Genomic DNA, 14,850 nt, shown 5'->3' with positions numbered 1-14,850 from the left:
CTGGGGTCGATGGGTCGGCGCCTCGCAGGGGGCTGCGGGGCTGCTCAGACGGCGCTGTTGTGAGCTGATGCCCCGCTGAGGCTGTTCGAGCCTGGCCCACCGTTCAGACTGCAGCGAGTTGGTGCTGCTGGCCGGAGCCGCGGCGGACTGGTGTCTCAGGTGGCGGCGTCGAGAGCGGCGCCTCGGTGGGACTCTTACAACCGCGAATCGGCGCTTCCGACGGGGCTACTCCGGCTCCGAGTGGCACTTCCGATGGAGCTGCTGCGGTGGCGGGCTGGCGTCCTGGCTGGGGCTGCTACGGCTGCGAGTCAGCGCTTCCGGTGGGGCTGTCAGGGCTCCGAGCGGCGCGCCGGTGTAGCTACTGCGGTGGCGGGCTGGCGCTTTGGGTGGGTTTGTTGTGAGCTGGCGCTTTGGGTGGGTTTGTTGTGAGCTGGCGCTTTGGGTGGGGTTGTGAGCTGTTGCTTTTTGCCACAGTGAGCCTCATCAATGAGCCCGGGGCCGTACGAGGGGCCGCGCGGAGCCGCCGCAGCCATGCCCCTCGCGCTGTACCCCCTACGGCCTCCCCGTCGCCTTCGGGAAGGCAGTCAGCTTGTTACCGGCCGCCCATGAGCGCCACCTGGGCCAGAGCGGGATGAGCGTTCAGACGTCCTCCCCACCCGCAGAAGCCTTGCGGTCGGGCGATTCCTCCTGGTTGCCGTACATCGTGTCGTGCTGGATGCGGGGCGAACACACCGATGCGGAAGGGCACGCACAGCGCCTCCCGCCATCGTCCAGGCGCACCGTCACCGTGTCGGCGGGGACGTTGTGCCCGGTGACGATCCCATCGCCCTGCGGCGTGCTCACCCGGCTTCCCGCGCGAGGCATCCTGTACCGGCTCTCGACGTACAACGGGTGCTCGTACTTCAGGCAGCACATGAGCCGCCCACAAGCCCCCGCGATGCGCAACGGGTTGACCGGCAGATCCTGGTCTTTGGCCATGCGCACGGACACGGGCTCGAAATCCTTCAGGAACGTGGCACAGCACAGGTCACGGCCGCAGGGACCGATGCCGCCCTGCAGCCGCGCCTCGTCCCTGGGACCGATCTGCCGCAGCTCGACCCTGGCCCGCAGGTTACGGGCCAGGTCGCGGACCAGGGCCCGGAAGTCGACCCGATGAGGGGCCGAGAAGTACACGGTGTAGACGTTGTCCTGGTCGAGATAGTCGATGCCGACGACCTTCATCGGCAGCGTGTGCCGTTTGATCAGCTTCTTCGACACGCTGCGAGCCTCGGCCCTGCGGCGTTTGTTGGACTCGTCACGCGAGAGGTGTTCCTCACCCGCCGGCCCCTCGCACACGGGCAGACCGTCGATGTCCTCGCTCGTGTACTGCGGCGCCCACACACACTCCGCCACCTCGGGGCCCGAATCGGTCGGCACCAGCACCTTGTCGCCGACCTTGAAGGTGTGCCCGCCCGGATCGAGGTAGTAGAGCCTCCCGTAGCGCGTGAAGCTCACGGCCATGATCATTCCCATGGGCTCGAGCTCGCCTCCCTGACGGCCTCGGGGGTTGTTACGGCCTTCCGTTGCCACACTACGTGTGTCCACCCGGTGAACGTGAGGGGCACCGGGCCCGATCTTGAATCAACCGCCCATCCGGCAGTCCTGGCCCTTCGGCAGGGAGACCCGGTAGCGGGCCATGGCCAGAGCCGCGTCGACCGTACAACGGCGGACGACGACGGATGCGACACCCCGCTGCCGTCTCAGGGCCTTCAGCAGCGCGCTCCAGTCGTCGCGCTCCGACCTCATCTGCAACCGGTACGACTCCGGCATGTCCCCGATCTTGGTGGCGGCGAGCAGTGCCTTGTTGTCCTGGTAGCTGCGCTTGAAGTTCTCGTACGCCGTCGACTGGTCCTCGTAGACGATGGACTTGACCTGCTTGGACGCGCGCAGGAGTGCGACGATCTCGGCCTTCTGTCTGGTCGTGGCCCCCTTGCCCTCCTTCACGATCTTGTCACCGTCCGCCGCACGTTCGGCTCCGCAGGCGGGCAGCGCCGAACCGTCGCCGCAGAGGAAGACGCTGACCTGAGTGCCGGATGACGGAAGGGAAGCGGCGGAGGGCACCAAGTCGATGTCCTCGACCCCCGGGAGCGAGCTGAGTGCCTGCTTCACCGGCACCGGATCCGTGCCGGGCTCAAGCCGCAGCCGGAACGAGGCACGCAGGTCGTCGACCGTCACCGCATCGAGCAGCCGCTGGTTGTGTGCGAAGTCGCGCCGGAAGCTCTCGAAGGCTTCGGCTTGGTCCACATACATGAGCGAGGTGACGCCGGGCACCTCCTTCGCCGCCTTGTCGATCGACTTCGTCTGATCAAGCGTGACGCCCTGCCCCTGACAGGACGGCGCCTTCCCGCCGGCCGACCTCGAACAGAGGAAGATCGTCAGCTCTTGGGCATCGGCCTGACCGCCGGGGGGGCCGGCCAGCGTCGCCACGTGCTCGTCGCCTCGCACGCCCAGCCAGACGGCGGTCGTCGCCCCCGCGAGCACCACCGCCACGGCCGCGCTCACCAGCCGGAGGTCCACCCGGCTCCGGCGCCGCTCCGACGTGCGCAGCGGCTTGAGCGCGCCGGTGTCGACGGTCGCGCCGACCTCGACGAGCGCGGCACGAAGCCTGTCTTCCATCGGACTGTTCATGATTCCTCCCCAAGCGCCCGGCCGAGAGCGGCGAGCCCTCGCGCGATCGTGGACCTGGCCGTGCTCGCGTTGACGCCCATGGTCGCGGCGACCTCCTGGTCGGACAGGTCGAAGTAGTAGCGCAGGGTCAGCGCCTCACGCTGCCTGCGCGGCAGCTCCCGCAGAGCGAGCAGCACCTCCCGCCGCTCCTCGCCCAGCAGCGCGGCGCTCTCCGCCGACCAGACCGGCGGCTCGTAGGGCACCGCCCGCCGGAACACCGTCGCCCGTCTGCGCAGGACGGACCGGCACCCGTTGAGCACGGCGGAACGCACATAGGCCAGCGCCTTGTCGGCGTCCCGCAGACGGGCCCGGCCGGCGTGCGTACGCGCGAACGCCTCCTGTACGACGTCTTCGGCGGTGGCCTGATCGCCGACCATGATCAGGGCGAGCCGCACGAGGCCCACATGATGCTCGGCGAAGATCGATGCCACATCGACCTGTTGCCGCGCCAGGGCCTGTTGTTGGGAGAGCAGTTCGACTTCCACGCTACAGAGACGCTTCGCGGGCTCACTTGCTGCTCCGGTCACCCAGCTATCTTTTCGCCCTCCTGACAAGCGAGAAGGCGGAAACCGCAGGCAGCCGCGGCCAGGACCCCAAGGCGAGCCACCCCAGCCGAACCCTCAAGCAGCCCGCGCAGCCACCACAGGCAGTGGCCGGGATCAGCTCAGGCCGCCCCGCGCAGCGACAACATCATCGCCTCCACCGCCATCTGCGGATTGACGTTGGCCCCCAGCCGCTCCCGGCACCGCATGATCGCATCGATCCGCCGCAGCGTCTCCTCCGGCGTGGACGACCTGGCGAGCTGGTCGAGATCGAACCGGATGTCGTCGTTGGCCAGCTCCACCCCCGCCCCGAACTGCATGGCCAGCACGTCGCGGTAGTACGACACCAGCTCCAGCAGCGCGGCGTCGAGCGAATCCCGTTTGATGCGGGTGGCCCGGGACTTCTGCCGGTCCTCCAGCTCCTTGAGTGCGCCCGCCCCGCCGCGCACCAGCCCCCGGTTGAGCCCCTTGCCCGTGGAGCCCTCGCCGTAGATCTTGCGCAGCTCGGCCGTCTCGTTCTCGTTGAGCGCCGCCGTGGCCGCCGCGGCCTCTTCCTCAGCCGTCTTGACCAGGCGTTCGGCGGCGGACACGCACTCGCCCACCCCGGTCAGCGTGCGCGGGATGCCGAGCACGGCCTCCCGCCGGTGACGGGCGCCCTCGTCGAGGGCCAGTGACCGCGCCCTGCTGATGTGCCCCTGCGCGGCCCGCGCGGCGAACGCGGCGGTCTCCCACGGCACGCTGTCGCGGGTGGCCAGCACGTGCGCGACGGCCTCGGTGGACGGCGTGGTCAGCGTGACCTGACGGCAGCGCGACCTGATGGTGATCATGAGGTCGTCGGGGGCGGGCGCGCACAGCAGCCAGACCGTGCGCGGCGGCGGCTCCTCGATGGCCTTGAGCAGGGCGTTGGCCGCCGACTCCGTGGCGCGGTCGGCGTCTTCGAACAGGATGACCCGCCAGCGACCCTGGGTGGGCGCGCCCGCGGCCCGCAGGATGAGCTCGCGGGTCTGCTTGACACTGTAGGACAGGCCCTCAGGACGTACGGATTCCAGGTCGGGGTGGGAGCCGATGAGCACCTGGTGACACTGGTCGCAGTGGCCGCAACCGGCGTCGGGGCACAGCAGCGCGGCGGCGAAGGCACGCGCGGCCTCCTCCCGGCCCGAGCCGGGCGGGCCGGTGAACAGCCAGGCGTGCGTCATGCCAGCGCCGCGACCGCCCTTGACGGCCTCGCCGGCCGCCGCAGCGGCCCGCGACAGCACGGAGATCGCCTGGTCCTGCCCGACGAGGTCATCGAAAACTGTCACGGCGTAAGGCTAGTCGCGGATGGCGGGCATCGTGCCCGTGGCGTCTTCGGACTCCCGGGGCACCGGGTCGGGCAGGATCTCGCGGATGCGGTCCTGGATCTGGCGGGTCAGCACCTCGGGCGGCATCGTGCCGTCGACCACGAGGTAGCGGCCGGGATCGGCGGCGGCCAGCGCGCGAAACTCCTTGCGCACCCGCTGGTGGAACTCCAGCGGCTCGGACTCGATGCGGTCGGCCGCCCCGCCCAGCCGGGTGAGCCCCACCTCGGGCGGCGTGTCGATGAGCACGGTCAGATGCGGCACGAGACCGCCCGTCGCCCATGCGTTGATCTTGGACACGTCTTCGGGGTCGAGCGCCCGGCCGGCGCCCTGGTAGGCCAGGGACGAGTCGACGTAGCGGTCGCTGATCACCAGCGAGCCCCGGTAGAGCGCCGGGCGGATCACCTTCTCGACGTGCTCGGCCCGGTCGGCCGCGTAGAGCAGGGCCTCCGAACGGGCCGACAGACCTCGCTCGGCCGCGTCGAGCAGGATGGCCCGCAACCGCATGCCGATCTTGGTGGAGCCTGGCTCCCGCGTCTGGACCACGTCGTAGCCCTGGTCGCGCAGCCAGATGGCGATCAGCCTCGACTGGGTGGTCTTGCCCGAACCCTCGCCGCCCTCGAACGCCATGAACAGCCCCGGCACGTGCTCGGCCGGCTCGGCGGGGTAACGCTCGCCGCGCACCGCCGCGAGAAGGTCGGCCGACAGCGAGACGCCCTGCCTGTCGTCCATGTGGCGCAGCGCCAGGATCCCGACGGCCATCGCGAGCCCGCCGCCGATGACCAGCACCAGATTGGTGCCGTCGAAGCGGTAGGCGATGGCGCCGAGGCCGAACTCGTGGGCGCCGAAGAGCGCCGCCACCGGGTTGGCCACCGCCACCACGAGCAGCAGGGTGACCCGCGCCGTGGACTGCAGGAACGAGAACGTGCGCCCGCGCAGCGCGTCTTCGACCTCCAGCCCGATCAGGGTGTAGCCGATGATCCACGCGATGCCCGCGCACGCCCCGAGCAGCACGGTGAGCATGACGACGATCGGCAGGTTGTGGATCAGCGCGATGGCCACGAGCACCACCCCGGCCACGGTGATGGCCAGGCCGAACAGCCGCCGCCGCGACAGCCCGCGCAGCAGCCTGAGGCCGACGAACATGCCCAGCGCCATGCCGACGAAGACCGCGCCGAACACGACGCCGTAGGCCGCGTCGCCGCCGCCGAGGGCCACCACGTAGATCTTCGCCACGCCGACCACGGCCCCGCCCGCGGCGAACGCGCCGAGCATGCCGATGATCAGGCCGCGCACGAGCCGGTTGCCGCCCACGAAACGCCAGCCCTCGACGACCTGCTTGAGCACCGAGGGCGTCGAGATCGCGCCGTCGCGCTTGGGGATGCCGCGCAACGTGAAGATCAGGACGGCCGACACCAGGTAGGCCAGGGAGTTGACGATCAGCGCCGGAGCGGTCGGGTCCATGCCGTTGAGCAGCGGCAGGACGCTGCGCCCCATGTCGCCGGCCAGGGACAGCGCGGCGAACAGCAGGGCCGCGATCGGCGCGCTGCCGTAGGTGACCAGCAGGTTGAGCCGGTTGGCGGATTCGAGCTGGTCCTTGGGCACCAGGTTGGGCACCGTGGCGTCCTTGGCCGGGACCCAGAACAGGTTGACGCACTCGACCAGGACGGTCGCGACGATCACCCACTGGTAGGTGCCGATGACCGGGATCGACAACACGACCGCGAACCTGGCCAGGTCTGCGGTGAACATGGTCAGCCGCCGATCGAACCGGTCGGCGAACACCCCGGCCAGCGGCCCGAGCAGCACCGCCGGCAACATCTTGGCGATGAACACGCCGCCCACGGCCAGCGACTGCATGCGGTAGTCGCCCTGGTTGAGGTTTCCGGCGAGGGCGGTCAGGGCCAGGATGTTGAGCCAGTCGCCCAGACTGCACACCGACATGGCCGTCCAGAGACGGCGGAACGGCGCATGGGCCAGCACATGTGCAGCGCGCCTAGGGGCAGTCATGATTTCAGCGTATCCAGGTGTCGGCCGGACATGGGAAGGCAGGAGACAACGCGGAATTACCCGCTTGTCCGTGGCTGAGGGTATTACGTTCGCGGGTCGGCGTGCAGGTTACCCGCATGGAATAGGCCGTCGAAAACGTCGTCATTTCATTACTCCGGCCTCTTGCCTGATCTGCTCCACCAGAGGCATCCAGGCGGCGCGGACGGCGGCCGGCAGCGCCAGCTCGCCCCAGAGCTCGACCAGCAGCGCGCCGTCGACGTGGTCGAGCAGGTCGGCGGGGCCGCCCTCGCTCAGCAGCGCCGAGTAGGCCGCCCGGCGCTGGCCGCGGTCGGCCAGGTCGTAGACCCGGCCGCCGAACCGCAGGACGCCCAGCGCCGCGGCCACCGGCAGCCGCCGCAGGCGGCTCGGGACGTGGAAGCTGCGCCCGCCCGCCGACTGCACGGCGAACTCGACCTTGGGCTCAAGGGCCAGCCGGAACCCGGCCGCGTCGAGGATGCGCCCGGCGGTCTCCAGCGTCGGCGACTTCCTGCCGTGCTCGTAGGCCGACAGCGTGGTGCGCGAGGTGCCGCTCCTGCTGGCCAGCGCCTTCTGGTTCATGCTCGCCGCGTGGCGCGCCTGCCTGAACAGCAGCCCGCCGCGCCTGGCCCAGAAGGCGACGTCGGGCGCGAGCGAAGCCGCCTGACGCAACGCCCCTTCGGCCGGGGAGGACACCATGCTCACCTCCTGCGAGTATCCGGTCGGATACTACGCCAAGATGACACCACGTGGCGACCGCGTCGCGCAAAGTCAGGAGCGCAGCTCCAGCATAGTGATCTCCGGCGGCGCGCCGACCCGTACCGGCGGCCCCCAGAACCCCGCGCCCCTGGTGACGTACACCTGCACGCCGTCGACCGTGGCCAGCCCCGACACGACGGGCTGCTGCAGGCCCACCACCAGGTTGAACGGCGCGATCTGGCCGCCGTGCGTGTGCCCCGACAGCTGCAGGTCGACGCCGAATCCGGCCGCCTGGTCCACCTGTACGGGCTGGTGGGCGAGCAGCACGGTGGAGCGCCCGGGCGTCCGTCCGCCGAGCGCCTTGGCGAAGTCGGGCCCGTCGCCGACGGCCTCGCCGTTGAGGTCGTTCACCCCGGCCAGGTCGAGTACGGCGCCCTGGTGGCTGATCTCCACGCGCTCGTTACGCAACGAGCGAACGCCGAGCTGGTCGAGCTCCTCGATCCATTCCTGGGGGCCGTTCTGGGTGTAGTACTCGTGGTTACCGGTCACGAAATATGCCCCGTAGCGGGACTCAAGGCTTTTGAGGGGCTTGGCGAGGGCGCCCAACTGAGCCACGGACCCGTCCACCAGGTCGCCGACGATGGCCACCACGTCGGGACGCAGGCCGTTGATCATCCTGACGATGCGCTCGGTGTGGCCGACGCCCGTGAGCGGGCCCAGGTGGATGTCGCTCACCACGGCGAAGCGCAGGCCGTTCAGCCTCGGGTCGAGCTTGGGCAGCCGGACCCGCACCGGCTCCAGCACCGGGTCGCCCAGAGCGCTGGTCATGCCGTAACCGACCGTGCCGAGCGCGCCGACCCCGGCCACCACCGCGGTGGTGCGCCCCAGGAAGAGCCGCCTGCTCATGGGCGGCACGGTAGGGGGAACAGGCACAGCGGGGGGCACAGTGGCAGGCTCAGTGGCGGGCCCGGACGGCGGGGCGGCGGACGCCACCGCCGCCACCGGAACCGGCTCCTTGACCGCCACCGTCCCGCGCTCGCCCCTACGGATGATCATCGACGCGACGGCCCGCGGCACTTCCAGCACGATCAGGAACACCACGAGGTAGAACATCAGCGCCACCCACAGGTAGCCCGGCCAGGCCAGCCAGTTGCCCAGCTCCATCCGCGTGCCCGCGAACGCGGCCACCACGAGCAGGACGAGCCCGACCAGGCCCCAGGTCAGCGCCTTGCGGGCGCGCCCGGGGCGGGTCGCGGAGCGCACCATCCGATGCCACAGATAAAGGTGCGCCACCACGACGAGAGCGACGAAGACCAGCACGATCACACGTCGATGCTACTTACGATTTGGCCGCCGGCTTCTTCGCGGTCGTCTTCTTCGCCGGGGCCTTCCGCGTGGTCTTCTTCGGCGCGGGCGCCCGATCGCGGCGCTCGGCCAGCAGCTCGGCGGCCCGTTCGATGGTGATGTCCTCGACCGTGTCGCCCTTGCGCAGCGACGCGTTCGTCTCGCCGTCGGTCACGTAGGGGCCGAAACGCCCCTCCTTGACCACGACCGGCTTCTTCGACGCCGGATCGTCGCCCAGCTCCCGCAGCGGCGCCGCCGCCGCGGCCCGCCGCCCGCGCTGCTTGGGCTGCGCGAACAGCTCCTTGGCCTGCTCGATCGTGACCGTCAGCAGGTCCTCTTCCGAGGTGAGCGAGCGGGAGTCGGTGCCCTTCTTGATGTACGGCCCGAACTTCCCGTTGTGCGCCACGACCTCCTCGCCGTCGAGCTCGCCCACCACCCGGGGGATGGCCAGCAGCTTGAGCGCGTCGTCGAGGGTGATCGTGTCGAGCGACATCGTCTTGAACAGGGAGCTGGTGCGCGGCTTGGGGGCGTCTGCCTTCTTCGTCCGCTTCTTCGGCGTCTCGTCCTCAGCCGGCTCGGGCAGGATCTCCGTCACGTACGGCCCGTAACGGCCGTCCTTGGCCACGATCATGTGGCCGCTCACGGGGTCGCGCCCCAGCTCGCGGTCGCCGGTCGGCCGCGAGAACAGCTCCTCGGCCTTCTCCGCCGTCAGCTCGTCGGGCGTGGTGTCCTCGGGCACGTTGACCCGCGCGCCGTCTCTGTCCAGGTACGGCCCGTAACGCCCGACTCGCAGGACGATGTCCGTCCCCTTGATCGGGAACGAGCTGATCTCCTTGGCGTCGATGTCACCGAGGTCGGTGACCATCTCCTTCAGGCCCTCGTCGCCGTCGCCCGCGCCGTAGTAGAAACGCTGCAGCTCGGGCACCCGCTCGGCGCGGTCGTTGGCGATGTCGTCGAGCACCTTCTCCATCTCGGCCGTGAAGTCGTAGTCGACCAGGTTGCCGAAATGCTGCTCAAGCAGGTTGACCACGGCGAAGGCCAGGAAGGACGGCACCAGCGCGGTGCCCTTCTTGAACACGTAGCCGCGGTCGAGGATCGTGCCGATGATCGACGCGTACGTCGAGGGCCGCCCGATCTCGCGGTCTTCCATCTCCTTGACCAGCGAGGCCTCGGTGTAGCGGGCGGGCGGCTTGGTGGAGTGGGCGGCCACGTCGAGCCGCGACACGGTCAGCGCGTCGCCCTCGGCCAGGTTGGGCAGCCGCTTCTCGGAGTCGTCGCGGTCGGTCGAGGGGTCGTCGGCCCCCTCCACGTACGCCTTGAGGAACCCGTAGAAGGTGATCGTCCGGCCCGAGGCGCTGAACTCGACGTCTTCGCCGGAAGCCGAACGGCCGCCGACCTTGACGCTGATCGACTCGCCGACCGCGTCCTTCATCTGCGAGGAGACGGTGCGCTGCCAGATCAGCTCGTACAGGCGGAACATGTCGCCGGACAGCCCGGTCTCGCCCGGCGTGCGGAACTCCTCGCCGGAGGGCCGGATCGCCTCGTGGGCCTCCTGCGCGCTCTTGACCTTGCTGGTGTAGACGCGCGGCTTGTCAGGCACGTACGCGGCGCCGTAGAGCTTGATGGCCTGCGAGCGGGCGGCGGCGATCGCGGTCTCCGACAGCGTGATGCTGTCGGTACGCATGTAGGTGATGAAACCCTGCTCGTACAGCCGCTGGGCGACCTGCATCGTGTACTTGGCGGAGAAGCCCAGCTTCCGGCTGGCCTCCTGCTGCAATGTGGTCGTCCGGAACGGCGCGTACGGCTTGCGCGTGTACGGCTTGCGCTCGACGGACTTGACCGAGAACGACGTGCCCTGGAGCCGGCCGGCCAGCTCACCGGCGGCGGCCTCGGACAGGTGCAGCACGTCGGCCGTCTTGAGCTGCCCGGTGCTGGCGAAGTCGCGCCCCTGGGCCACCCTCTTGCCGCCTACCGAGGTCAGCGTCGCGGTGAAGTCACGCGGCCGCTCCTCGGGCTTGCCCGAGTCGAACAACGCCTGCAGGTCCCAGTAGTGGGCGGAGGTGAACGCCATGCGCTCCCGCTCGCGCTCCACCACCAGCCGCGTCGCCACCGACTGCACCCGGCCGGCCGACAGCCGCGGCTTGACCTTCTTCCACAGGACCGGGCTGACCTCGTAACCGTAGAGCCGGTCGAGGATGCGGCGGGTCTCCTGGGCGTCGACCAGGCGGAGGTTGAGGTCGCGCGGGTTCGCGACGGCGTCGCGGATCGCCTGCGGCGTGATCTCGTGGAACACCATGCGGTGGACGGGCACGGTCGGCTTGAGCACCTCGCGCAGGTGCCAGGCGATCGCCTCGCCCTCCCGGTCCTCGTCAGTGGCCAGGTAGAGTTCGTCAGCACCCTTCAACAGCTGCCGCAGCTTGCTGACCTGCGCCTTTTTGTCGGGGTTGACGACGTACAGCGGCTCGAACTCGTGCTCGACGTTCACGCCAAGGCGCGCCCAGGACTCCTTCTTGAAGGCCTCGGGGATGTCGTCGGCCCGCTCCGGCAGGTCACGGATGTGGCCGATGCTGGACTCGACCGTGTAGCCGGCGCCGAGGTATTTCTCGATCGTCTTCGCCTTGGCGGGCGACTCGACGATCACCAGGCGTGTTCCGCCGGAGCTGCCGTTCTTGGCTGGCACGCTGCTTCCTACCTCACTGTTCGCTTGCAATCCCCCTGCCGGGAGTCGGCATAGATCTGAAAGGTAACCCGACTCGCGGAAATTTCCTTCCCCCGGGCTACCCACTAGCTTCCGGGTCCACCCACAAGCACGCAGAATAAGCCCCATCGAGCGGCATGGCGCCCTGACTCACCCTGGAGACTAATCGTTGTGCTCGACTACTCCTACATGGATATCTTCATTCCGCGCGACCTCACTCGCGAAGCCGCACGTCAACTGCTGACCGAACACGCAGAGTACGGCCAGTGGGAGCTCGCGCGGGTGCGGGTGCACCCCGACGGGAGCCGGCACGTACGGCTGCGACGCAAGGTCATCCGTGTCCGCAGCACGCTCTGAGCCTGGACATGGCTTTGCCCGCTCCGGGCCGCGCCCCCGGAACGGGCAAAGCATCTATCGCCTACCGCTCCCAGGCGGTGGAGCGGTAGCGGTATCTGTGGTTACCGACCTATGCCGTATATCTACTTACGGCCGAACCGGAACCGGCGGGCGGTCGCGAACAGCGTGGCCGACGCGGCGAACATCGAGCCGAGCAGCAGCGCGAGCAGCGAGCTGGAGTTCATCCCGGTGAGACCGGCGGGCTGGGCGGCGCTCATCAGGCCCAGGTTGCCGACCGGCAGGCCGCCGGTGGCCGAGGTCACGGCGCCGCCGACCGGGGTGGAGGAGAGCAGGTCGGTGGCCGGGGAGAGCGGCGAAGAGGGGCGGGCCGGCGCCCTGCGCACGTGGTCGGTCCTGTCGGCCATGTGACGCTTGCCGGGCCGGACGGGCACCCGCTTCTCCCAGGACTTGGCCGGCATGTCCACCTCGCCGGGCCTGGCCTGCGCCGGACCCTGCACCGGAGCCTGCGCCTGGCCGGGAAGGCCGGGCAGCTCGGGCAGGGCGGGCAGGCCCAGGGTCTTGGACGCGTCGTCCACGAGCGGCAGCGAGGACAGGCCGCCGCCGACCGGCAGGCCCGAGCCCTCCAGCTGCTGCGTCACGTTGCCGGGGAGCGGCAGGCCCGAGCTCTGGAGCTGCTGCGTCACGTTGCCGGGAACCGGCAGGCCGCCCGCCTTCGGCAGGCCGCCGACGTCGGGCAGACCGGGCACGGCGCCGGTGCCGTTGACACCGTTGAGCGCCGGGACGGCGGGCACCGCGGGCAGCAGCCCGCTCTTGGCCGCGGCCTGGTGGCCGGTGGACCGCAGGAACTGGTTGTAGCCGCCGCCCGGGTAGCCCGGCTTGCCGACGTGCGCGCCGCCCAGGCAGCCCGCCGCGGCGTCGCCCAGCACGGCCACGGCGTTGCCGCAGACGTTGACCGGAGCCGTGATCGGCGCGATCACCTGGTTGCCGCTCAGCACGCCCGAACGCCCGGAGGTCGAGTTGCCGCCGCCGCCCACACCGTTGTGCGGCCAGACGGCCGCGCCGCCCTTGCAGTGGGCGTTGGAGGCGCCGAGCACCGCGGCCGCGTTGCCGCAGACGTTGAGCGGAGCCGTGATGGGCGCGATCACCTGGTTGCCCGCCCCGACGCCCGACTGCCCGGAGGTGTGGTTGCCGCCGGCGCCCCGGCCGCCGTTCTTGACCGAGACGACGCCCCGGCACCCGGCGAACGCCTTGCCGAAGGCGGCCACCGCGTTGCCGCACACGTTGAGCGGAGCCGTGATCGGCGCGATCACCTGGTTGCCGCTCAGCACGCCCGAACGCCCGGACGTCGTGTTGCCGCCCGCCCCGGAACCGGCGCGGGTGTTCAGCACCGTCGCGCCGCCCCGGCAGTTGGCCACCGCGTTGCCGACGGCGTTGCCGCAGGCCGTGATGGGCAGGTTGACGGGGGCGATCACCTGGTTGCCGCTGCCGGCGCCGTAACGCCCGTCGGTGTCGTTGCCCGTGGAGCCCGGCGCGGCCATGTGGTGCAGCCAGCCGCCGCCGCCGCCCGAGTTGGTGACGCTGGCGCCGCCCTGGCAGCCCGCGAACGCCCGCCCGAACACCGCCACCGCGTTCCCGCAGATGTTGATCGGCCCGTTGACCGGCGCGATCACCTGGTTGCCGCCCAGCGCGGACGAGCGCCCGGACGTGCGGTTGCCGCCCGCGTTGCCGACGCCGCTGTTGTGCACGGAGGCGCCGCCCTTGCAGCCCGCGGTCGCGTCGCCGAAGATGGCCAGCGCGTTGCCGCAGGCGTTGATCGGAGCCGTGATCGGCGCCGTGAGCTGGTTCCCGCCGATGAGGCTGGAGTCGCCCGAGGTCTGGTTGCCCCCGGCGCCGCCCTTGCCCTTGTTGTGGACGGTCGCGCCGCCCCGGCAGCCCGCGTCCGACTTGCCGAACAGGGAGACCGCGTTGCCGCAGGCGTTCAGCGGCGCGGTGATCGGCGCGTTGACCTGGTTGCCGCCCAGCACGCTGGAGTTTCCCGAGGTGCGGCTGGGGATGTCGCTCGGGCCGGCGTTCTCGACCGAGGCGCCGCCGTGGGACCCGGCGGACGACTGGCCGGCCGCCCCGACGGCGTTGCCGCTGATGTCGATGGGCAGGTTGATCGGCAGGTTGACCTGGTTGCCGCCGCCGACGGAGGAGTTGCCCGAGGTGTCGGCGAAGGCCGCACCGCTGCCGAACGACATGACCGCGACCGCCAGAAGGGCCGCAGGAGTAGATGCTCTAGCCCACGTACGCATGGTGAATGCTCCTAGTGGTTCTTGGGGGGATACCTGAAACGGTTCGCGGGCAGCCGAGGCCGTGCGAGGTCGCACACAACGGTGACCTCGGATTCGCGAACAGGTTGACTGACGTCTCACCCGCCGGCGGAGGGGATCTGACCACGCTCCGCCGTCGCTCTCCGGACGGGACGTCCGGGGCGTGTGGAAATGGCGGGATCAGTCAGGTGAGAAGGAAGGGTCGTCCGCCGCTGTGCGGACGACGGGGGGCAGCACACGCGCCATGACGGCGGACTGGTACTGCAGCCGCGGGTCGACACCGGACCTCGCGACATCCCCCATACCGGGCCCGAACGGGCCGCTGCCACCACCGTTGGGCACCAGTCCATCGGTGTCCAAGATCTTTCCGGCGGAGGATGGTGGTGGCAGACCAGGATCCTGCTGGCTGTTGAGACCGTCCACGGTGCGGCCGGCCATCGCCTCGGCGTTGTCCGACGCCGAGAGGTAGCCGGGGACCGAAAGGGGAGCGGGGGCCGCGTCGGCGGCTCCTGCGGTGGCCGCGGTGGCATCCGCGGCCGCCGGAGCGGCGGACATGGCTCCGAACACGACGGCGAGCAGCCATCCGGCCGCCACGAGGGCGCCCATCGTGACTGCCCGCACGACAACCCTGCGGGCACCGGCCGCGAACCGCGCCATCCGGTCGGCCCGCTCGGCGGTCGTGTCCTGCTCCGGGAGCGTCGTGGGCACGCGGCGCACAGCGAGGGACGACGCCCTCGACTGCCCGACCTTCGTGCGTGCCACGTGACCTCCCAGCTTCCGGAACCGGCCTCACGTCGTGAGGCCGGTCCGTGGACTCACCCCTCAACGAT

General features: G+C 70.4%; 11 protein-coding genes. 1 reads left to right on the top strand and 10 read right to left on the bottom strand.

The features are described 5' to 3' along the window. Positions 1 to 639: 639 nt before the first annotated feature. The 8 genes from ACIBK9_RS05445 to topA all read right to left on the bottom strand — a co-directional run bounded on the left by ACIBK9_RS05445 (position 640) and on the right by topA (position 11,333). The gene (locus ACIBK9_RS05445; protein WP_397155366.1) at positions 640 to 1,500 is read right to left on the bottom strand and encodes a stage 0 sporulation family protein; all 861 of its coding nucleotides are present in this window, start codon (positions 1,498 to 1,500) and stop codon (positions 640 to 642) included. A 120-nt stretch (positions 1,501 to 1,620) separates the two neighbouring features. Beyond that, the gene (locus ACIBK9_RS05440) at positions 1,621 to 2,667 is read right to left on the bottom strand and encodes a permease-like cell division protein FtsX (protein WP_397155364.1); all 1,047 of its coding nucleotides are present in this window, start codon (positions 2,665 to 2,667) and stop codon (positions 1,621 to 1,623) included. Further along, complete coding sequence (locus tag ACIBK9_RS05435) at positions 2,664 to 3,191, bottom strand: SigE family RNA polymerase sigma factor (protein ID WP_358291493.1); 528 nt, start codon at positions 3,189 to 3,191, stop codon at positions 2,664 to 2,666. Before ACIBK9_RS05435 ends, ACIBK9_RS05440 begins: the two co-directional genes overlap by 4 nt. Before the next feature lie 179 nt (positions 3,192 to 3,370). Continuing rightward, positions 3,371 to 4,549, bottom strand: a complete 1,179-nt coding sequence (locus ACIBK9_RS05430) for a DNA polymerase III subunit delta' (RefSeq protein WP_397155361.1) — start codon at positions 4,547 to 4,549, stop codon at positions 3,371 to 3,373. 9 nt (positions 4,550 to 4,558) lie between these two features. Continuing rightward, positions 4,559 to 6,595 (bottom strand): dTMP kinase, encoded by a 2,037-nt coding sequence (tmk, locus tag ACIBK9_RS05425; RefSeq protein ID WP_397155359.1) that lies wholly within the window; start codon positions 6,593 to 6,595, stop codon positions 4,559 to 4,561. A gap of 141 nt (positions 6,596 to 6,736) precedes the next feature. Further along, positions 6,737 to 7,309, bottom strand: coding sequence for a helix-turn-helix transcriptional regulator (locus tag ACIBK9_RS05420; protein WP_397155357.1), 573 nt, complete (start codon positions 7,307 to 7,309; stop codon positions 6,737 to 6,739). 72 nt (positions 7,310 to 7,381) lie between these two features. Next, entirely contained in the window at positions 7,382 to 8,635 is a 1,254-nt protein-coding gene (locus tag ACIBK9_RS05415) for a metallophosphoesterase (protein WP_397155355.1), read from the bottom strand. 13 nt (positions 8,636 to 8,648) lie between these two features. Beyond that, positions 8,649 to 11,333, bottom strand: a complete 2,685-nt coding sequence (gene topA / locus ACIBK9_RS05410) for a type I DNA topoisomerase (protein WP_397155353.1) — start codon at positions 11,331 to 11,333, stop codon at positions 8,649 to 8,651. A 207-nt stretch (positions 11,334 to 11,540) separates the two neighbouring features. Here topA and ACIBK9_RS05405 point away from each other — a divergent pair, with 207 nt between their 5' ends. Next, positions 11,541 to 11,708: a DUF5703 family protein gene (locus ACIBK9_RS05405; RefSeq protein ID WP_379478577.1), complete on the top strand. Its 168-nt coding sequence runs from the start codon at positions 11,541 to 11,543 to the stop codon at positions 11,706 to 11,708. Between the two features lie 122 nt (positions 11,709 to 11,830). Here the strand turns inward: ACIBK9_RS05405 and ACIBK9_RS05400 are convergent, their stop codons facing one another. After that, entirely contained in the window at positions 11,831 to 14,002 is a 2,172-nt protein-coding gene (locus ACIBK9_RS05400) for a chaplin family protein (protein ID WP_397155351.1), read from the bottom strand. A gap of 198 nt (positions 14,003 to 14,200) precedes the next feature. Further along, complete coding sequence (locus ACIBK9_RS05395) at positions 14,201 to 14,728, bottom strand: hypothetical protein (RefSeq protein ID WP_397155349.1); 528 nt, start codon at positions 14,726 to 14,728, stop codon at positions 14,201 to 14,203. Positions 14,729 to 14,850 lie beyond the last annotated feature (122 nt).

The sequence above is a fragment of the Nonomuraea sp. NPDC050227 genome (genome assembly GCF_044459705.1).
Lineage (GTDB): Bacteria > Actinomycetota > Actinomycetes > Streptosporangiales > Streptosporangiaceae > Nonomuraea.
The sequence above is the reverse complement of the archived record's forward strand: the minus strand, read 5'-3'. Positions and strand labels throughout refer to the sequence as shown.